The 19,750-nt window shown below is 72.9% G+C and carries 19 protein-coding genes; 5 read left to right on the top strand and 14 right to left on the bottom strand.

The window, feature by feature from the left end; translation table 11 throughout:
- Positions 1 to 74: 74 nt before the first annotated feature.
- From AB0F88_RS33465 to AB0F88_RS33420, 10 genes are all read right to left on the bottom strand, one after another.
- The gene (locus tag AB0F88_RS33465) at positions 75 to 635 is read right to left on the bottom strand and encodes a DUF1707 domain-containing protein (RefSeq protein ID WP_362693396.1); all 561 of its coding nucleotides are present in this window, start codon (positions 633 to 635) and stop codon (positions 75 to 77) included.
- Between the two features lie 35 nt (positions 636 to 670).
- Positions 671 to 1,474 carry an ABC transporter permease gene (locus tag AB0F88_RS33460; RefSeq protein WP_362693393.1) on the bottom strand — a complete coding sequence of 268 codons (804 nt, stop codon included), beginning with the start codon at positions 1,472 to 1,474 and terminating at the stop codon, positions 671 to 673.
- Positions 1,471 to 2,448, bottom strand: coding sequence for an ATP-binding cassette domain-containing protein (locus AB0F88_RS33455; RefSeq protein ID WP_362693390.1), 978 nt, complete (start codon positions 2,446 to 2,448; stop codon positions 1,471 to 1,473). The genes AB0F88_RS33460 and AB0F88_RS33455 overlap by 4 nt, the downstream gene beginning before the upstream one ends.
- A 154-nt stretch (positions 2,449 to 2,602) precedes the next feature.
- Complete coding sequence (locus AB0F88_RS33450; protein WP_362693387.1) at positions 2,603 to 3,151, bottom strand: EXLDI protein; 549 nt, start codon at positions 3,149 to 3,151, stop codon at positions 2,603 to 2,605.
- Between the two features lie 313 nt (positions 3,152 to 3,464).
- Complete coding sequence (locus AB0F88_RS33445) at positions 3,465 to 4,106, bottom strand: MBL fold metallo-hydrolase (RefSeq protein WP_362693384.1); 642 nt, start codon at positions 4,104 to 4,106, stop codon at positions 3,465 to 3,467.
- A gap of 70 nt (positions 4,107 to 4,176) precedes the next feature.
- Positions 4,177 to 4,383 (bottom strand): hypothetical protein, encoded by a 207-nt coding sequence (locus AB0F88_RS33440; protein ID WP_362693381.1) that lies wholly within the window; start codon positions 4,381 to 4,383, stop codon positions 4,177 to 4,179.
- Positions 4,384 to 4,484: 101 nt separating this feature from the next.
- A complete protein-coding gene (locus AB0F88_RS33435; protein ID WP_362693378.1) occupies positions 4,485 to 5,291 on the bottom strand; it encodes an IclR family transcriptional regulator in 807 nt (268 codons plus the stop codon).
- Positions 5,275 to 5,745, bottom strand: a complete 471-nt coding sequence (pcaC, locus tag AB0F88_RS33430; protein WP_362693375.1) for a 4-carboxymuconolactone decarboxylase — start codon at positions 5,743 to 5,745, stop codon at positions 5,275 to 5,277. The genes AB0F88_RS33435 and pcaC overlap by 17 nt, the downstream gene beginning before the upstream one ends.
- A gap of 55 nt (positions 5,746 to 5,800) precedes the next feature.
- Positions 5,801 to 7,159 (bottom strand): 3-carboxy-cis,cis-muconate cycloisomerase, encoded by a 1,359-nt coding sequence (pcaB, locus tag AB0F88_RS33425; RefSeq protein ID WP_362693372.1) that lies wholly within the window; start codon positions 7,157 to 7,159, stop codon positions 5,801 to 5,803.
- Positions 7,160 to 7,197: 38 nt separating this feature from the next.
- A complete protein-coding gene (locus AB0F88_RS33420) occupies positions 7,198 to 8,379 on the bottom strand; it encodes a thiolase family protein (protein ID WP_362693369.1) in 1,182 nt (393 codons plus the stop codon).
- Between the two features lie 494 nt (positions 8,380 to 8,873).
- On the opposite strand from AB0F88_RS33420, the gene AB0F88_RS33415 reads away from it, so the two are divergent.
- The 5 genes from AB0F88_RS33415 to AB0F88_RS33395 all read left to right on the top strand — a co-directional run bounded on the left by AB0F88_RS33415 (position 8,874) and on the right by AB0F88_RS33395 (position 15,862).
- Complete coding sequence (locus AB0F88_RS33415) at positions 8,874 to 10,334, top strand: benzaldehyde dehydrogenase (protein WP_362693366.1); 1,461 nt, start codon at positions 8,874 to 8,876, stop codon at positions 10,332 to 10,334.
- 156 nt (positions 10,335 to 10,490) lie between these two features.
- On the top strand, positions 10,491 to 11,690 hold the full coding sequence (locus tag AB0F88_RS33410; protein ID WP_362693363.1) for an MFS transporter: 1,200 nt from the start codon (positions 10,491 to 10,493) through the stop codon (positions 11,688 to 11,690).
- A 247-nt stretch (positions 11,691 to 11,937) separates the two neighbouring features.
- The gene (alsS, locus tag AB0F88_RS33405) at positions 11,938 to 13,635 is read left to right on the top strand and encodes an acetolactate synthase AlsS (protein WP_362693360.1); all 1,698 of its coding nucleotides are present in this window, start codon (positions 11,938 to 11,940) and stop codon (positions 13,633 to 13,635) included.
- 96 nt (positions 13,636 to 13,731) lie between these two features.
- Entirely contained in the window at positions 13,732 to 14,514 is a 783-nt protein-coding gene (gene budA / locus AB0F88_RS33400) for an acetolactate decarboxylase (RefSeq protein ID WP_362693357.1), read from the top strand.
- Positions 14,515 to 14,764: 250 nt separating this feature from the next.
- On the top strand, positions 14,765 to 15,862 hold the full coding sequence (locus AB0F88_RS33395; RefSeq protein ID WP_362693354.1) for a glycerophosphodiester phosphodiesterase: 1,098 nt from the start codon (positions 14,765 to 14,767) through the stop codon (positions 15,860 to 15,862).
- Positions 15,863 to 15,931: 69 nt separating this feature from the next.
- Here the strand turns inward: AB0F88_RS33395 and AB0F88_RS33390 are convergent, their stop codons facing one another.
- The 4 genes from AB0F88_RS33390 to AB0F88_RS33375 are packed head-to-tail and all read right to left on the bottom strand — an operon-like array spanning position 15,932 to position 19,749.
- Positions 15,932 to 17,698, bottom strand: a complete 1,767-nt coding sequence (locus AB0F88_RS33390; protein ID WP_362693351.1) for an FAD-dependent monooxygenase — start codon at positions 17,696 to 17,698, stop codon at positions 15,932 to 15,934.
- A complete protein-coding gene (locus AB0F88_RS33385; protein ID WP_362693348.1) occupies positions 17,691 to 18,008 on the bottom strand; it encodes a hypothetical protein in 318 nt (105 codons plus the stop codon). The genes AB0F88_RS33390 and AB0F88_RS33385 overlap by 8 nt, the downstream gene beginning before the upstream one ends.
- Before the next feature lie 56 nt (positions 18,009 to 18,064).
- Positions 18,065 to 18,814 (bottom strand): ABC transporter permease, encoded by a 750-nt coding sequence (locus tag AB0F88_RS33380; protein ID WP_362693346.1) that lies wholly within the window; start codon positions 18,812 to 18,814, stop codon positions 18,065 to 18,067.
- Positions 18,811 to 19,749, bottom strand: coding sequence for an ABC transporter ATP-binding protein (locus AB0F88_RS33375; protein ID WP_362693343.1), 939 nt, complete (start codon positions 19,747 to 19,749; stop codon positions 18,811 to 18,813). Before AB0F88_RS33375 ends, AB0F88_RS33380 begins: the two co-directional genes overlap by 4 nt.
- Position 19,750: the final 1 nt, after the last annotated feature.

The raw sequence follows: 19,750 nt of genomic DNA, 5'->3' as shown, positions 1-19,750 counted from the left end.
CCGCACCCCCCGGGAAAGCCGGATCGGCGACCCCGGCGCGGGCGGCTCGCGCTCTCGACGCCCTGCCGGCGGCCTTATCGGCGGGGGCCGGGCCGCTCGCGCGAGGTGCGGACGCGCAGGCGGCCGTATTCGAGCTCTCCGGTGATCCGAACGTGCAGCGCGCCCGGACGTGCGCGGCCGGGCAGCGCGCAGGTCACGCTGCCCCACCCGGTGCGTACCCCGTCGACGTTCGCGGTCGCGCCGGACGGCAGGACGATCGTGGCCGAGCCGTAGGGGAGCCGGAGCTCGATGTCGATCTCCGGATACCGTACGAGGGCCTGGGACAGGTCGAGCCGCACCCCGCCGTACTCGGACTCGACGCGCAGCAGGCGCGGGACCTGCCAGTCGCCCGACCGCTTGATGCGTCCGCCCGTGGAGGTCAGCCGGAGCACGTCGTCCGGGGCGTCCGGGCTGTCCCGGTCGTCGGGCAGGTCGGTGATCAGCGGCAGCAGGTCGCCGTGGTAGATCGCCGTGAGCGCGCGTTCGAGACGTTCCTCCATCTCGCCGGGGCCGAGGCGACCGTCGGCGAACGCCTGCTGGAGCCGGCGCACGACCCTGTCGCGTTCTCCGTCGGAGACGCGTATCCGTGGTTCCATCCGCTTCGTCGTCCGTCCTGTCTCGTCGGGCCCGATCACTGGCTGACCGCCCTCTTGTACAGCCGGATGGAGAGGGGCACGAAGACGACCAGGAGCAGTGCCGACCAGAGCAGCGTCGCCGGCACCGCGTGCTGGAGCGGCCAGGCGGCGGGCACCGGCATGGCCGCGTTGGTGTTGCCGAAGAGCTCGCGGGCGGCCTGGACGACCGTGGAGACGGGGTTCCACTCGGCGACGACCCGCAGCGGCCCGGGCAGGCGGGTGCTGTCGACGAAGGCGTTGGACAGGAAGACCAGCGGCATCGACACGATGGTGGCGATGTTGTTGAAGATCTCGGGCTTGCGCAGGGCGAGCGCGACCGTCGCGGTCACCCACGAGAAGGCGTACGAGAACAGCAGGAGCAGCAGGAAGCCCAGCACGGCCCGATGCGGCTCCGAGTGGATGCGCCAGCCGACGGCGAGCCCGACGAGGGCCATCGCGACGATGCTGCTCACGTTCATGAGGACGTCGCTGGAGGTCTGGCCGGTCAGCACCGCCGACGGGGACATGGGCAGCGTGCGGAACCGGTCGAAGATGCCCTTCTGCAGGTCCTGGGTGAGCGTGTAGCCGGTGATCTGCGCGCTCGTCACGATCGTCTGGACGAAGATCCCGGGAATCATGTACTCCTGGTACGACATGCCCGGCAACGCCATCATGCTGCCGAAGACGTACGCGAACAGCAGCACGAACACGATCGGGAGGATGATCACGCCGCCCAGCAGGTCGGGCGCTCGCTTGATCTTGAGGACGTTGCGTTTGGTGATCGTGATGCCGTCGGCGACCGCCAGCTGGAGGGCGTTCATCGGGTGGGCTCCTTCGTCTTCGTCGTGGTGGGGTCGGCGGACGAGCGTCCGGTGAGAGTGAGGAACACCTCGTCCAGCGTCGGCCGCCGCAGTCCGGCGTCGCGTACGGCGACGCGTTCGGCGGCCAGGTGGCCCAGGGCCGTGGTGAGCGAGGCCGTGCCGTCGCCGACCGGGATCGTGAGCCGGAGCGTCGCGTCGTCGGTCCGCAGGTTCCCTACGGCCAGGGGGGCGAGCACGCGCCGCGCGGTGTGCAGGTCGGCCGCGCTCGTCATGGTCAGCTCGACGCGGTCGCCGCCGACCTGGTCCTTGAGCTCGTCGGCGGTGCCGAGCGCGATCACCCGGCCGTGGTCGACCACCGCGATCGTCCTGGCCAGCCGGTCGGCCTCCTCCAGGTACTGCGTGGTGAGCAGCACGGTGGTGCCGTCGGCGACGAGTTCGGAGATGACGTCCCACAGGCTCGTGCGGGCCCGGGGGTCGAGGCCGGTGGTGGGCTCGTCGAGGAACAGCACCGGCGGGGCGGCGACCAGCGCTCCGGCGAGGTCGAGGCGGCGTCGCATGCCGCCGGAGTAGCCCTGCACGGGGCGGTCGGCCGCCTCGCTCAGGTCGAAGCGTTCCAGCAGCTCGCGGGCCCGCTGCCTGCTGCGTTTGACGCCCAGATGGTAGAGGCGGCCGACCATCTCCAGGTTCTCGGCGCCGGTGAGGTGGTCGTCGACGGCGGCGTACTGGCCGGAGGCGCCGATGTGGGCGCGCAGCCGGTACGCGTCGGCGACGACGTCGAACCCGGCGACCGTGGCGCGGCCGGCGTCCGGTTTCAACAGGGTGGTCAGGATCCGTACGGCCGTGGTCTTTCCCGCGCCGTTGGGGCCGAGCAGGCCGAACACGGTGCCCTCGGGGACGGACAGGTCCATCCCGTCCAGGGCGACGACGTCGCCGTACTTCTTGACCAGCCCTTCGGCCGTTATCGCGGGGGGCATGCGGGTTTCTCCTTCGTTCGTTCGTGTCGGGGCGGCGGGATGAGGGCACGGGGGACAGCGGGATGAGCGGGATGAGCGGGATGAGCGGGATGAGGGCGTGACGGGGTAGCGGGCGGTCGCCTGTCGACCGTCCGGTTGCGTTCGTCGGATGGGGTTAGATGTCGAGGTCCTCCACGGCGGGACGCTCGGCCATGTCGGCGATCAGGTCGTAGAACTCGTCCGGGATCCTGCCGCGCAGCTCCTGGAAGGTGTTCACGACCTCAAGCGTGGACTCGCCCTGGACGAAGCCCCAGCTGGAGTCGGCCAGGCCGAGATAGCTCCGCCACGCGCCGCGCGAGAGGAGACCTTCCAGCCAGTTGTCGGCTCCCGACGTCAGGCTGTCCGTCCAGTCGGGCGAGCGGTCGACGTGCAGGACGTATTTGTCCTTGCGTGAGCGGTACACCCGGAACATCTCCACCCGGCTGCCCGTCGTGCGTCCCCACTCGCCGAGCAGCACCCCGGAGAAGCGCTGCTTGCGGCCCGTGCCGCCCTGGCCGACCTGCACGATGATCTCGTCGTAGCCCTCCTGGCGGCCGTCCTCCATCTCGACGTAGCGCCGCAGCGCCACGCTGATCGCCGTCGACAGTTTGCCTCCGGCGAGCTCCTGCGCCCGCTGGAACAGGGGCAGGTCGTCGTCCGAGACGTAGATCGTTTTATTGGGCATCGTTCCATCCTCATCCCGTATACGTATAAGACTACGTATAGAGTGAGGCGCACGGCAAGACCCTTCGGAAATTTCGCGTTATATCGCGACTCGTCGTGGGTTGGGCGTTGCTTTGGAGGCGAGGCAGCCAGGTGACTCGCGGTGAGTGGGTCTCGGCGGGCGCCGACAACGCAGCCGACAACGCAGCCGACATGATCGCGTCGGCGGTGGCCGCGTGAGCGCGCCTGAGCGACCGGCCACGGCACGAAAGCGGAGCACTCTTGCGGGTACGCGCCCACATTCTGGCCCTTCCGCGTGACCCTGGATCCGGGAGTCAGAGTTCGACGCTCTCGCCGGGCCTGAGGCGCCGGATGTCGGCGCCGAGTCGTTCGGCCTCGCCGGCGAGAACGCCCTCCAGTACCTTGACGCCCCACTCGTTGATCAAACCGTCGTGGATCGCGTACGCGCGCCGGGGCGCCATCGTCCGCAGGTAGGCGATCAGGTCGGGAACCGTCATCCAGGGAGCCTGGCCGGGCACCAGCAGTGTCGGCACGTCGACGACGGTCAGCGCGTCGCCCGGGTGGAGGACCTCCCCGTCGACGACGAATCCCACGTTGTCCACCGGCGGCACGTCGGGGTGGCTGAAGTGGTGCTTCTCGCCCACGACGGTCACCTCGAAGCCCGCGATCGGCAGCATGTCCCCCTCGCGGACGACCCGTACGCGGTCGCCGAGCCCGGTCAGGTGCCGGGCTACGCCGGGGCAGGTGTGGACGGTGAGACGCGGGTCCCCGGCGACGGCCGCGCGCAGGCGCTCGGGTTCGAAGTGGTCGAAGTGCTCGTGCGTGACGAGTACGGCCTCGGCGCCGGTGACGGCGTCTGCTTCCGGGGTCATCGCGCCGGGGTCGATGACGAGGCTCCGCCCGTTCTTCTCCAGCCGCACGCACGCGTGTCCGTATTTAGTGAGTTTTATCGTCATGCGTCACATGCTGCTCGCCCCGTGACGTCTCCTTGATCCGATCTGCCACGGGCGAACATTCGCGCAGGTGTCAGGCCCGGGTCAGGCGGTCGTACACGGTCGCGGCGGTCAGGCCGTAGGCGAGGTGCGGGACGATGTCGGACACCCAGGACGACGCGCTCCACTCGCGCGGGTCGGTCAGGCGCAGGATGGTGAGAGGGGCGACGCTCGCGCGGTCGGCCGGCTCGCCCGCCGCCCGGGCCGGCAGCCCGCTCGCGGGCCGGCCGCGTACGACCACGTCCAGGTAACCGGCGATGTTCAGCGCGGTGGTGCCCGCCGCGCCCGCGAGGATCCCGGCCGCGCTCGTACGGCGTGCCGACGCCGACCGCGGCGGCGGGGTCAGCGGGGGGACAGGGCGCTGCCCCTGACGCCCGAGGCGTGCAGGTCGGCCTCCACCCGCGCGGCGGTGGCGAGCAGCGGCGGGAGCAGGTGGCGGCGGGCGGACTCGGAGGTCGTACGGCTCGCGTGGGAGGAGATGTTGATCGCGGCGGTCACCCGTCCCGAGCGTTCCCTGACGGGGACGGCGATCGAGCGCAGGCCCTCCTCCAGCTCCTGGTCGACCATCGCCCAGCCCTGGGCGCGCACCCTGTCGAGCTCGGCTCCGAGGGCGGCGGGAGAGGTGATCGTCTTCGGGGTGAACCTGTGGAGCTCGACCCGTCCGAGGTAGGCGTCGAGGTCGCCGGGCGGCAGCCAGGCCAGCAGCACCCGGCCCATCGAGGTGCAGTGCGCAGGGAAACGGGTGCCGATGTTGATGGTCACCCGCATGATCCTGCTGGTCGCCACCCGGGCCACGTAGACGACGTCCTCGCCGTCGAGCACCGCCACCGACGCCGACTCGTGCACCTCGGCGACGAGGCGTTCGAGGTGCGGCTCGGCCACCTCGGGCAGCGAGAGGCTGGACAGGTAGGCGTACCCGAGGTCCAGGACGCGGGGGGAGAGCGCGAACAGCCGCCCGTCGGTCCTGACGTAGCCGAGGTCGACGAGCGTGAGCAGGAACCGCCGGGCCGCGGCCCTGGTCAGGCCGGTCGCGCGGGCCACCTCGCTGAGCGTCAGCTCGGGGCTCGTCGCGCTGAACGCCTTGATCACCGAGAGCCCGCGTGCCAGCGACTGCACGTGGTCCGAGCCACGGTCAACCGGTTCGACCATCCCCGCCCTCCTCACTCCGGTCGAACTCTAGCGCCGCCCGTGCCACCGCGAACGCCCGGTTGGCGGCGGGCACGCCCGCGTAGATCGCGGTCTGCAGCAGCACTTCCTTGATCTCCTCCTCGGTCAGCCCGACACGCAGCGCCGCCCGCACGTGCATGGCCAGCTCGTGCTCGTGCCCGAGCGCGGCGAGCATGGCCAGCGTGATGCAGCTGCGGGTGCGCCGGTCCAGGCCGGGACGGGTCCAGATCTCACCCCACGCGTACGTGGTGATGAACTCCTGGAAGTCCGCGGTGAACGGGGTGGTGCCCGCGACGGCGCGGTCCACGTGCTCGTCGCCGAGTACGGCCCGGCGCGTCGCGTCCCCGGCCGCCCATCCGGTCGTGCCGTTCGTCTCCGCGGTCTCCCCGCTGATCTGCCTGTTCGTGCCGTTCGTTCCCGCGGTCTCCCCGCTCATCCGCCCGCTCTCCCGTCCGTTCGTGCCGTTCGTCTCTCCCCGGTGTCCCGTTCGCTCATCCGCCGGCTCCCGCGAGGTTCTCGTGGGCGGCGAGTGCCCGGTCGACGAAGGCGGCGGCGGAGCCGAGGGCGCCCGCCGGGTCGAGGGCCGCGTCGATCTCCCCGGCGGTCAGGGAGACGCCGGGATCGGCGAGCAGGACCTCCCGCAGCTCCGTGCCCTCCTCGGTGGCGCGGGCGCAGGCGGCGTCCACCAGCCGCCGGGCCTGCGGGGTGCCCCCGAGCCGTACGACGACCTGCTCGGCCATCAGCAGCCCGCGGGTCGCCCCGAGGTTGGCGCGCATCCTGGCGGGGTCGACGGTCAGGCCCTCCAGCACCTCGCGGAGCCAGGAGGCGGCGCTGCCGGTGAGCCGGAGCAGCTCGCCCAGCGTCTCCCACTCGGCCTGCCAGGGGCCCGCCGCGCGCTCGTGCTCCTGGACCATGCCGTCCAGGATCGAGGCGACCAGCCCGGGGACGCGCTGGACGCAGGCGAGCACGGACATCGAGCCCACCGGATTGCGCTTGTGCGGCATCGCGCTTGAGGTGCCCCGGCCGGGGCCGGTGGGCTCGGCGACCTCCGCCACCTCGGTCTGGGCCAGCAGCTTCACGTCGTTCGCCACCTTGCCCAGCGTCCCCGCCGCGGTGCCGAGCGCGCAGGCCAGCCGGGCCACCGGGGTCCGGTCGGTGTGCCAGGGGACGAGCGGCTCGGCCAGTCCCAGCCCGGCCGCCAGGAGCGGCGGCACCTCGTGGCCCCGCTCGCCGAGGACCGACAGGGTGCCCGCCGCCCCGCCGTACTGGACCGGCAGCGGCACCTCCGCCAGCCAGGACCGAGAGCGGTCCAGCGCGCTCAGCCAGCCCGCCGCCTTCAGCCCGAACGTGACGGGCACGGCGTGCTGCAGGACGGTGCGTCCGGCCATGACGGTACCGCGATGGCCTGCCGCCAGTCGCGCGCAGGCGTCCGCGCAGGCGGACAGGTCGGCGAGGATCGGTGCCAGCGCGCGGCGGGCGACCAGCATGGCGGCGGTGTCGTTGACGTCCTGGCTGGTGGCGCCGTAGTGGACGAACCCCCGCAGGCCGGGCTCGATCCGCTCCCGCAGGGCGGCGACCAGGGGGATGACGGGGTTGCCGGTCCGCGCGGCCCTGCCGCCCAGCTCGGCGACGTCGTAGAGCCCGGGGCGGCAGGCCCGCGCCAGCGCGGCGGGCACCTCGGCGGGGACCAGGCCGAGCGCGGCCTGCGCGCCGGCCAGCGCGGCCTCGACGTCCAGCATGGCGGCCAGCCACGCGACGTCCGACACCTCCGCCGCGGCCTCGCCCCTGGCGAACATCCCGGAGAACAGGCCGGAGACCGGGCCGCCGCTCGAGGGAGAGGGAGAGGTCATGTCCACCTCCGGGTGGTTCGGACGCCGGTCATGGCCGCTCAGGAACCGATCCCCTCGAGGACGACGGCGAGTCCCTGGCCGACGCCGATGCAGATGGCGGCCAGACCGTACCCGCCGCCCCGGCGGTGCAGCTCGTGGGCGAGGGTGCCGAGGATACGCGCCCCCGAGGAGCCGAGGGGGTGGCCGAGCGCGATGGCGCCGCCGTTGACGTTGACGATCTCGGGGTCGAGATCGGGCCACTCGGCGAGGCACGCCAGCGACTGGGCGGCGAACGCCTCGTTGAGCTCGACCACGCTCAGGTCGGACCAGCCGACGCCCGCCCGCTTGAGGGCCGTACGGGCCGCGTCGACCGGCCCGATGCCGAACAGGTGCGGCTCGACGCCGGCCACCGCGCGGGAGACGATCCTGGCCAGCGGGGCCCGCCCTGACCGGGCGGCCCCCGCCTCGTCGCCGACGAGCAGAGCGGCCGCGCCGTCGTTGAGCGGGGAGGCGTTTCCCGCGGTGACGGTGCCGCCGGGGCGGAAGACCGGTTTCAGGCCGGCCAGCGACTCCTCGGTCGAGTCGGCCCTGACGGACTCGTCGTGGCCGAGGGCGTCGAGGGGTATCACCTCGCGGTCGAAGACGCCGCGCTCCCAGGCCGCCGCCGCGCGCCGGTGGCTGCGCAGCGCGAACCGGTCCTGGGCCTCGCGGCCGATGTCGTAGCGGTCGGCGAGGATCTCGGCGCCCTCGCCCAGGGCGACCGTCCACTCGGCGGGCATCCGGGGATTGACCATGCGCCAGCCGAGGGCGGTGTCGTGCAGGGTCCGCTCTCCCCGGTCGAAGCCCCGCGCGGGCTTGGGCATCACCCACGGCGCCCGGCTCATCGACTCGGAACCTCCGGCGACCACCAGGGACGCGTCGCCCACGGCCACCGCGCGGGAGGCGGCGATCGCCGCCTCCAGGCCGGAGCCGCACAGCCGGTTGAGGGTCGTGCCGGGCACCGTCACCGGCAGCCCGGCCAGGAGCACGGCCATCCGCGCGACGTCCCGGTTGTCCTCGCCCGCCCCGTTGGCCGCGCCGAAGAACACGTCCTCGATGGCGGCGGGGTCGAGGGCGGGGGCACGGTCGGCCAGCGCGCGGACGACGTGCGCGGCCAGGTCGTCGGGGCGGACGCCCGACAGAGCCCCGCCGTACCGGCCGATGGGCGTGCGGACCGCGTCGAGGATGTAGACGTCGTTCACGATCGGAAACTCCTGTCCGCCCGGTGCTCCGGCGCCCGGGGGTCGCGGCCACCGGAACGTATGTTCGTCATACGAACGGATGTTCTCTCAATGAACATACTGACCCGCCGTCCGGACGGTCAACTCTGCGGATCGCGGTTCCTTGACACGCTTGACATCGGCGGCGTAACTTCCGCGATATGCCCCGTTCGTCCGGAGAATCATTGTTCGGATAACGAACGTCACCCCTCACGCTCTTCCCTTCGGGAGGTCCTGTGCGCCGCCCCCCAGCCGTCACGGCCGGTCTCCTGACCGGCGCGATCGCGTTCTCCCCGCTGGTCGCACCACGGCGGGGCCGGGTGACGCGGTCGGTGCGATCGCGACCGCGAGGGTGAACCGGGCGCCGCTGCGCGCCGCGCACGCCCTGCACGAGCCGGCCCTGCGTCTTGCGGCCGAGACCGTGGTCGTCGAGGAGACGCCGTCGGTGTGCAGCCGGACATGACAAAGGAGACGCTATGCCGCTGATGGACGCCAAGACGTGGACCGGGCAGGTTTTCGGGGATGGCTGGATCACTTCGCACGCGGGTGACGCGGCCGTGGTCGAGCCCGCCACCGGCGCGGAGCTCGGCCGGGTCGGCGTGGCCGGGGCCGAGGACGTGGCGGCGGCGGCCGTGCGCGCCGTACGGGCACAGCGGGAGTGGGCGGCGACCTCGTTCGAGGAGCGGGCGGCCGTGCTGCGGCGGGCCGGGAGGCTGTTCGAGGAGCACGCGGAGGAGATCCAGGACTGGCTGGTCCGCGAGGCCGGGTCGATCCGCCCCAAGGCGGGCGTGGAGACGCACGTCGCCGCCCAGGAGTGCCACGAGGCCGCCGCGCTGGCGTCCCAGCCGCTGGGGGAGATCCTGCCGACCGTCAAGCGGCGGCTCAGCCTGGCCCGCCGCGTGCCCGCCGGGGTGGTCGGGGTGATCGCCCCGTTCAACTTCCCGCTGGTCCTCGCCATCCGCTCGGTCGCCCCGGCGCTCGCCCTGGGGAACGCGGTGATCCTCAAGCCCGACCCGCGTACCGCCGTCTCCGGGGGCGTCGCCGTCGCCCGCGTCTTCGAGGAGGCGGGACTGCCGCCCGGGCTGCTCCACGTGCTGCCGGGAGGCGTGGTGGCGGGTCAGGCGCTGGTCGGCGATCCGCTGGTACGGGTGATCTCCTTCACCGGCTCGACCTCGGCGGGGCGCGCGGTCGGCGAGGCGTGCGGGCGGCTGCTCAAGCGGGCGCACCTGGAACTCGGCGGCAACAGCGCGCTGATCGTCCTGGACGACGCGGACCTGGACCTCGCGGTCTCGGCGGGCGCCTGGGGCTCCTTCCTGCACCAGGGGCAGATCTGCATGACCACCGGACGCCACCTGGTGCACTCCTCGATCGCGGAGGAGTACGTGGCGCGGCTCGCGGAGAAGGCGGACCACCTGCCGGTCGGTGACCCGGCGGGCGGGCAGGTCGCGCTCGGCCCGCTGATCGACGCCGGCCAGCGGGACAAGGTCCACGGCCTGGTCTCCGCGAGCGTCGACGCCGGGGCGCGGCTGGCCGCGGGCGGCACCTACGAGGGCCTCTTCTACCGGCCCACGGTCCTGGCCGACCTGCCCGCGCACTCTCCCGCGTACGTCCAGGAGGTGTTCGGCCCGGTCGCGCCCGTCGTGCCGTTCTCCACGATCGAGGAGGCCGCCGCGCTGGCGTCCGACAGCGAGTACGGCCTGTCGCTGGGCATCCTGACGCGCGACGCGATGCGCGGCCTGGCGCTGGCCGACCTCGTTCCCACCGGGATCGTGCACGTCAACGACCAGACGGTGGACGACGAGGCGGTGGCCCCGTTCGGCGGGGTCGGCGCGTCGGGCACCGGCTCGCGCTTCGGCGGGGGACGGGCCAACATCGAGGCCTTCACCGAGACCCGCTGGGTGACGATGCAAGGAAATATCGCGACGTATCCTTTTTGATCCTTTCCGATCCCTTCTGACTCCCTGCTGACGGACTCCGGCGGGCTCTGGCGAGCTCTGACGTGTTGAATAACCTCCCCTGATGGTGCGCTGTGAGGCTTATGGGAGAGTTGGGCAATGTTCGAGCGGGGAGTCGGTGTGTCACGGGTGTCGTGGATGTCGCGGGTATTGCTCATCGCGGGATTCGTGCTCGCGGCGCTCAACCTGCGGCCCGCGCTGGCGGGCATCTCCCCGGTACTGGACGAGATCATGGACGACCTCGGGCTGAGCGCCGCCGGGGGAGGGGCGATCACCACGGTCATGGTGGTCTGCCTGGGCGTCCTCGGCCCGCTCGCCCCCCTGCTCGCCCGCCGCTTCGGCCTGGACCGCACGCTCATGGCCGGGCTGCTGATCCTGGCGGCCGGGGTGGCGCTGCGCAGCACGGGAAGCGTCCCCGCCCTCTACGCGGGCGCGGCCGTCGCCGGCACGGCCATCGCCGTGATGAACGTCGCGATGCCCGGCGTGGTCAAGCAGCACTTCCCCGCGCGGATCGGGCCGTTCACCGCGGTCTACGTCTCCTGCCTGGTGCTGGGCGCCGCGGTGGCGTCCGGTTCGGTGGTCCCGATCGAGCGGGCCACCGGGCTCGGCTGGCGCGAGGTGACGGCGATGACCGCGATCCCGGCACTGGCCGCGGCGGCGCTCTGGCTGCCCCAGGCACTGCGCCGCCCCGCCCGGCCGGAGGTCGCGCCCAGGCCGTTCGCCGTGCTGCTCCGCAGCCGGGTGACCTGGTACGTCACCGTCTACATGGGCCTGCAGTCGCTGACCTTCTACATCATGCTGGCCTGGATACCGACGATCTTCAAGGACGCGGGACTCCCCGCCGACCAGGCCGGATACATGCTCAGCCTCACCAACCTGGCCCAGGTGGCGGCCACGCTGACCGTCCCGGTGCTTGCGGGCCGGGCCCGGTCGCAGGTGCCGTACGTCACCGCCGCGACCGTTCTCACGATCGCCGGATACCTCGGCGTGCTGATCGCCCCCGCCGCCCTGCCGTGGCTCTGGATGATCGTTCTTGGGGTGGGGCAGGGCGCCTCGATCGCGCTGGCCCTGCTCATCATCACGCTCCGCGCGCCCGACCCGGTCTCGGTCACCGCGCTGTCGGCCGTCGCCCAGTCCGTCGGCTACACGCTGGCCGCGCTCGGACCGCTCCTGATCGGCGCGCTCCACCAGCTCTCGGGCGGCTGGACGCTGCCGCTGCTGGCCGGGCTCGGCGCGTGCGGCCTGCAGCTGGCGGCCGGGTTCCTGGCCGGGCGCCCGGTCGCGCCGTCCGGCGCGGGCGAGCCCCGCCCGGCCGAGGGATCGCCTTCCCTGGCCTGATCCGTACGCCGTAAAACCCCTGGTCAGCAGGGTGAAGCGGCCTCTTGTGGCTTTCCTGGCGGGCGCGTAGCGTGGGACGGGGCCGCCACCGGACGACCGAAGGGCGGAGCCGCGATCGGCGGCACGCCGTGCGGCATCACGTTCACCCGGATCCAGGGTGGCCGTCATTCCATTCTCTTTGCGACTCTCTTCGCGACGACAACCCCGTGTCACCGGGACTCCTCGCGATGTGGACGGGGAGGCGGCCATGGTCGCGACGGCGCGACGGCTCGTGAGGCGGGTTCCCGCCACGGGCGCGGATCTCCTGGTCGGCTGCCTGGAGCGGTCCGGGGTCGAGTACGTCTTCGGGATCCCGGGCGCCAAGATCGACGCGGTGTTCGACGCCCTGGTCGGCGCCGAACCACGACTGGTGGTGTGCCGCCACGAGCAGAACGCCGCCTTCATGGCGGCGGCGGCCGGCCGGCTCACCGGACGGCCCGGCGTGGTGCTGGTGACCTCCGGGCCCGGCACCTCCAACCTGGCCACCGGCCTGGCGACGGCGACCACGGAGGGCGACCCGGTCATCGCGTTCGCCGGGGCGGTGCCCCGCGCCGACCGGCTGAAGCGGACGCACCAGTCGATGGACTCGGCCGGCCTGCTCCGGGCGGTCTGCAAGGCCGCCTGGGAGGTGGACGACGTGGCCGCCCTGCCCGAGGTCGTGTCGAACGCCTACCGGGCGGCCACCACCTCGCCCCGCGGGGCCGTGGCCGTCATCCTCCCGCAGGACCTCCTCGGTGACGCCACCACGGAGTCCCCCGCCGGGGCGCCGGACGTGCCGCGGCTCGGGCCCGCCCCTCCGGAGGCGGTGGACCGGGCCGCGGACGCCGTCAGGCGGGCGCGGACGCCGGTCGTGCTGCTCGGCGCCCGGACCGGCGACCGGGTCACGGCCGAGGCGGTGCGCGCCCTGATGGCGCGCACCGGGCTGCCGGTGGTGGAGACCTTCCAGGCCGCCGGGGTGGTGCCGCGAGGTGAGCTGGAGGGACGCTTCCTCGGCAGGGTAGGCCTGTTCCGCAACCAGCCGGGGGACGAGGCGCTGGCCCAGGCGGACCTCGTCCTCGCCGTCGGGTACGACCACGTCGAGTACGATCCCGGGCTGTGGAACCCGGGCCCCGGGGCGGGACCGGAGATCGTCCACCTGGACGACCGCCCGGCGGAGATCGACAATCACTACCGGCCGTCGGTCGAGCTGCGCGGCGACGTGGCGGCCACCGTGACGGCGCTGGCCGACCGGCTGGACGGGCTGGCCCTCGTACCCGGAGCCGTGGCCCGTGTCGCGAGGCTGCGCGCCAGGCTCGCCGACCTGGACACCGCGCCCGCCGAGTCCCCTCCGGGCCGGATCCATCCCCTGCGGATCGTCCGGGCCCTGCGTGAGGCGGTCGACGACGACACCACCGTGATCTGCGACGTCGGCTCCCACTACATCTGGATGGCCCGTCACTTCCGGACCTACCGGCCGCGCGGCCTGCTGTTCTCCAACGGCCAGCAGACGCTCGGCGTGGCACTGCCCTGGGCCGTCGCCACGGCGCTGGTGCGGCCGGGTCACAGGGTGGTGTCCGTCTCCGGCGACGGAGGCTTCCTCTTCTCCGCCATGGAACTGGAGACCGCCGTGCGCGTCGGCGCCGACCTCACGCATCTGGTGTGGCGCGACGGCACCTACGACATGGTCGCCTTCCAGGAGCGGTTGAAGTACGGGCGGACGTCGGGGGTCGACTTCGGCCCGATCGACACGGTGCGTTTCGCCGAGAGCTTCGGCGCGACCGGGATGCGGGCGACCAGCGCGGACGAGCTCCCCGCGGTGCTCCGCCGGGCCCTCGACACGCCGGGTCCCGTCGTCGTCGAGGTGCCGGTCGACTACGGCGACAACGAGAGCCTCGGGGCGATTCTGCGGCTGGAGTCGTTCGAGTGACATCCTCCCGGGAGGGGTGACGGCACGATGGACGGACACCGCGGACGCCGTGGACGCAGTGGACACAGCGGACGTCACGGCCTTCTGGACGGGCTGGTGCGCGTCTTCCTCGCGCACCGCGACGATGGAGGCGGCCTGCACCGGGATCCCGGCCGAGCCCGCGAGATCTTCCAGTCGTCCACGATGGACGCGCTGCTGGACGGGGTGTACGAGGGCGACCTCACCATCGGCGAGCTGCGCCGCCACGGGGACTTCGGGCTCGGGACCTTCAACGGGCTGGACGGCGAGCTCGTGGGGTTCGACGGCCGGTTCCACCATCTCCGGTCGGACGGCACCGCCGTCCCGGCCGACCCCGGGGAGAAGACCCCCTTCGCCGCCGTCACCTTCTTCCACGCCGACCGGGAGGCCGAGGTCGCCCCCGGCACGTCGCGCGCGGAGCTGGAGTCGCTGTGCGACGGTCTCGCCGCCGGACGCAACCTCTTCTACGCGGTGCGTCTCGACGGGCTGTTCACGCGGGTGACCACCCGCACGGTGGCCAGGCAGCACCGGCCCTACCCGCCCCTGGTCGAGGCCACCCGCGACCAGCGCCTGACCACCTTCACCGACGTCGAGGGCACCATCGCGGGCTTCCGCACCCCGGACTACGCGCAGGGGATCGCGGTCGCCGGCTACCACCTGCACTTCCTGGACGCCGGTCGCGCCGGCGGCGGCCACGTGATCGACGTCACGGTGCGGCGGGCGACGCTGCGGATCGGCACCGAGGCCGAACTGCACCTCAGCCTTCCCCGCACCCCGCAGTTCATGAACGCCGACCTCGCCGGTCATGACGTGGACGACGAGGTGAGACGGGCCGAAGGGGGAGGTTCCGACGGCGGCTGAGACGGTTCCCCGCCACCCGCCGGAGGCCGGAGGCGCCCGGAAGGCCCGGACCCGCCCTCCGGGGCGGCGCGCGTCACCGGCCGCCCGTTCTCCGGGGCGGGACGGATCATCGGCCGCCCGTTCTCCGGGGCGGCGCGCGTCACCGGCCGCCCGCCTTCCGGGGCAGGACGGATCATCGGCCGCCCGCACGTCCCGTTCCCTTCGCGAGTCGTTGTTCCAATGGTCATCCGGGCGGCTTACGTTCCTGAACATGATCCGTAGGCTTCTGGCCGCGGCGCTGGCGGTCCTCGCGACCGGTACCGTCGCCGTTGTGCTGCAACAACCCGAACCCGCCACCGCCGAGCCGCGCGGTCGCGAACCCGTCATCATCGGCCACCGGGGCGCCAGCGCGCACCGGCCCGAGCACACCCTGCTCTCGTACGAGACCGCGATCGCGCTCGGCGCCGACTACATCGAGCCCGACCTGGTCTCGACGAAGGACCACGTGCTGGTGGCCAGGCACGAGAACGAGATCGGCGGCACCACGGACGTCGAGAACCACCCCGAGTTCGCGGCGCGCCGGACGACGAAGACCATCGACGGCAACCCGGTCACCGGCTGGTTCACCGAGGACTTCACGCTCGCCGAGCTGAAGACGCTCAGGGCCGAAGAGCGCGTTCCCGACCTGCGTCCGGACAACACCGCCTTCAACGGCCTCGCGGAGATCCCGACCTTCGACGAGGTCGTCGCGCTCGCCAAGCGGAGCGGGGTCGGCGTCTACCCCGAGACCAAGCACCCGACCTACTTCGACTCCATCGGGCTCTCCCTGGAGGAGCCGCTGCTCGACGTGCTCGGCCGGCACGGCTGGCGCGGGAGCCGGGACCCGGTCTTCATCCAGTCCTTCGAGACCGCCAACCTGCGCGAGCTGAGCAAGCGGACCAAGCTGCCCCTCATCCAGCTCATCACCGCCACCGGCGCCCCGTACGACTGGGTCGCCGCCGGAGACCCGCGCACCTACGACACGATGGTCACCTCCGCCGGGCTCCGCGACGTGGCGGGCTACGCGGACGGCGTCGGCGTCGACACCAGGCGGATCGTGCCCACCGGCCCCGACGGCCGTCTCCTGCCGCCCACCCCGCTCGTCCGGGACGCCCACCGGGCCGGTCTGAAGGTCCACACCTGGACCGTCAGGAACGAGAACTCGCAGCTCCCGGTGGACTTCCGGTTCGGCAACCCGGCGAGCCCGGCCTACCCGCGCGCCACCGGCAACGTGATGGGCTGGCTGGAGAGGCTCTACTCCCTCGGTGTCGACGGCGTCTTCGCCGACGACCCGGGCATGGCCAACGCCGTCAGGGAGCGCGTCTTCTAGGACCCCCGTGCCCGGCGACCCGCACGGGGTCTCGCGACGGCGGGACCCCGGTGCGGGCCGGGAACGCGGCTAGCGTACGGGGGAGGGGGCGGGCGGGAGCCTGTCCGTGACGGCCGTGTAGAGGTCCTCGGCGAGGCCCTCGCCTCCCCGGGGGGCGAACGGCCTGATCGCGACGACGTGCCCGTCGGGCCTCAGCAGCACCAGGGTGTCCTCGGGGACGCCGAACCGCAGGCGGACCCGCTCGCCGGGGTCGAGCAGGAGCCGGTCGCGCAGCTCCGAGCCCGGTGGCACGTCCCACCTGCTGACCACGTACTGCCGCAGCGCGGGCGAGTCGGGGGGCGGGACCAGGGGAGCCCGCCGGGCGTCGGTGAAGTACAGCGCCACGAAGGAGTCCGCGCACAGGTCGTGCGGGTGGACCTCCCCGGCGGGGCCGAACAGCGGCAGGTCCGGGGCGCGGTCGCCGCCCCGCACCGGCGCGGGGGTGTCACCGGTCTTGACCATGCCCCAGTCGCCGGTGCCGTCCACGTCGAGCCGCACGCCCAGCAGCGTGCGCGTCTGGGCGGTTCCCCAGCCGCCCTCCGTCATGGCCGTGACATCCGCACCGCGATGGGCCATGACGGCGCGGGCCGCCTCGGCCATCTTGCCCGAGCCCAGGGAGGCCACCGGGAGCTGCTCGCGCTCGTACCCGTCCAGGAGCCGGTCGTCCGCCCACCCCCGCAGCACCCACGCCAGGCGCCACGCCAGGTTGGAGGTGTCCAGCGCCCCGGTGTTGAGGCCGAGGGCCCACATCGGCGTGATCAGGTGGGCGGCGTCCCCGAGCAGGAAGACCCGGTGGTCACGCCAGCGGCTCGCGATCCGGTGATGGACGCGGTAGACGTTGCAGCCGACCAGCCGCGAGGGGCCCACCTCCCCGAGGAAGCGCAGCGCCCTGTCCCGCAGCTCCGCCTCGTCCGGTTCCGGCGTGCCCGGCTTGAGCGGGTAGACGAAGCGCCAGCAGTGCGGCAGGCGCACCACGACCACCCACTCCTCCGGGTCGGAGAAGTAACCCAGGTAGGGATAGTCGCGCGGGGTCTCGACGTCGAGGTCGACCTCCAGGTCGACGAGCACGTACCGTTCCTCCAGCGTCCGGCCCTCGACGGTCACCCCGAGCGCCCCCCGGATGGACGACCGCCCGCCGTCGCAGCCCAGCAGGAACGACCCGCGGACCACCTGCCGCCCCGAGGCCGTCTCGGCGGTCACCTCCACCCCGTCCTGGTCCTGCCGGAAACCGGTCACGCGGTGTCCCATGCGCAGGGCGCCGGGCGCCCTGCGCTCCAGCTCGTCGCGGAGCACCGGCTCCAGGTGGTGCTGCGGGATGTTGGCGAGGAACGGGAACCGGGTGTCCCCGGCCAGCGCGTCCGTACGCACCCGGAACCTGGGCAGGCCCGTGGCACGCTCGAACTCGCCGATCTCGTCGACGCGCAGCGCGGCGCGCAGCACCGGGGGCAGCGCCCCGTACCGGTGCAGGATCTCCAGGCTGCGGGTGAGCAGCGAGCCGGCCTTGGTGTCCGGGGACAGCCGTTCGTCCTCCTCGAGCACCACCACCGGGAGGCCGTGGTGGGCGAGCCCCAGCGCGGTGATGAGCCCCACGGGCCCCGCGCCGGCCACGACGACCGGAGCGGGCCGCTCGTCGCCGGCCGACGGGGACCGCTCGTCGGGTGCCGGTGCGGGACGTCCACCGGAGGGCGGTGCGGGACGTCCACCGGAGGGCGGTGCGGGACGTCCACCGGAGGGCGGTGCGGGACGTCCACCGGGGGGCGGGACAGGCCGCTCGCCGAGGGACGGGCGGTCAGCCATTCTTCAGCTCCACCAGGCGCGAGACGTATCTCGTCTCTCCCACGTTCGTCAGCTTGTGCACCGCGCCCGGATCCCTGAAGATCACCGAGCCGCGCGGCTCCGGCGCGTCGATCAGCTGCCCGTCGGCGGTCTCGATGACGTTGATGGCCTCCTCGACCGCGATGACGAGGTACGGGTGGTCGTGCCGGTGCAGGGGCTGGGTCTGGCCCGGTTCCAGCTCGATCTGCCATACCCTGACCAGCTCGTTCTCGAAGACGATGTGCTGGCCCACCGGGCCCAGCCCGGTCTCGCCCGCTTCTGGATCACTCATCGGATACCTCCGTGTCGACTCGGATGATGTGGCGGTGCCTGCCGGGAGAGCCGGGTTCAGGCGGTGGTCTCGCGCGCCCACGGCAACAGGAGGTGCTCGATCGCGACCAGGACGTAGAACAGCGCGATGCTCATCGCGCCGAGCAGGACCATCGCGGCGAACGCGAGCGCGGTGTCCGCGCTCGCGCCGGACTGGACGATGACGTAGCCGAGCCCCGCCTGGGCGCCGACGAACTCACCGATCACCGCGCCGATGACGGCCAGCGAGATCGCGACCTTCAGCCCGACGAAGATCTGCGGCAGGGCGTGCGGGAAGCGCACCTGGAGGAACAGGCGCCACCAGCTCGCCCGGAGCGACCTGCTCAGCTCGACGAGCTCCGCCGGGGTGGACCGCAGGCCGGTGGCCGTGGAGATCACGATGGGGAAGAAGCAGACGAGGAAGACCATCACCACCTTGGGGAGCTGGCCGAACCCCATCCACACGACCAGGATCGGCGCCACGGCCACCTTGGGCACCGCGTTCACGGCGATCAGCAGCGGGTAGACGCTCTCCTCGACGATCCGGAACGTGGCGATCAGGACCGCGATCAGCACGCCCATCACCACGGCGAGCGCGTACCCCTGCAGCGTCTCCACCAGCGTCACCCAGGTCTGGTCGAGCAGGTAGCCGCCGTGCTCACCGAAGACGGCGAGCACGTCGGGAGGCGCGGGCAGGACGTACGGCGCGATGCCGAAGGCGATCGTGGCCAGCCACCAGGCCGCCACGGCCAGTGCCGCGCCGGCCGCGGGAAGCACCCATACCCTCATCGGGAGGTTCTCCCCGTCGGTTCCCCGGGCGAGCCCGGAGCCGGCTCACCGGCCCGTTCACCGCTCTGTCCGCCGGCCTGTCCGCCGGCTCGTTCACCAGCCTGTCCGCCGGCTTGTTCACCGGCCTGTCCGTCGAACCGCTCGCCGGTCCGCTCGCCGGCCTGTTCGCCGGTCCGCTCGCCGAGCGGTTCGGCGAGCAGCGAGCGCAGCTCCGCGCCGTACCCGGCCAGCCGCTCCGCGTGGGCGTCGCGGCCCAGGGAGCGCGGCCGGGGTACGTCGATCTCCACGATCTCCCGGACCCGGCCGGGCCGCGGGCTGAGCACCACGACCCGGTCCGCGAGCAGTACCGCCTCCTCGATGGAGTGGGTGACGAGGACGACCGTGGCGGCGCTCTCCGCCCGGATCCGCTGGAGCTCGGCGGAGAGCTCCTCGCGGGTGAGCGCGTCCAGCGCGGAGAACGGCTCGTCCATGAGCATGACCTTCGGCTCGCAGATCAGCGACCGGCACAGGGCCACCCGCTGCTGCATGCCGCCCGACAGCTCGTGCGGGAGCCGCTTCTCGAACCCCTCCAGCCCGGCCACGCGCAGCAGCTCGCGCGCGCGGCCGAGATGGGCGGCCTTCGACCTGCCGAGGAACTCCACGGGCAGCAGCACGTTGCCGAGGACCGTCCGCCACGGGAGCAGGGCGGGCCGCTGGAACATGAGGCTGACGTCGGGGCGGGGCCCGGTCACCGGCTCTCCCGCGACCCGCACCTCCCCGCCGGTCGCCGGGATGAGACCGGCGATCAGCCGCAGGAGCGTCGACTTCCCGCAGCCCGAGCGCCCGATCACCGCCACGAACTCGTGCTCGCGCACCCGCAGGCCGATCCCCTCCAGCGCGGTCACCGGTCCGGCCCTGCCGGGGAACACGCAGGACAGATCCGATATTTCGATCACG

Origin of the sequence: Streptosporangium sp. NPDC023963 (genome assembly GCF_040639135.1) — a bacterium.
Lineage (GTDB): Bacteria > Actinomycetota > Actinomycetes > Streptosporangiales > Streptosporangiaceae > Streptosporangium.
Note: the sequence above shows the minus strand (reverse complement) of the source record. Positions and strands in the feature narration are given on the sequence as shown.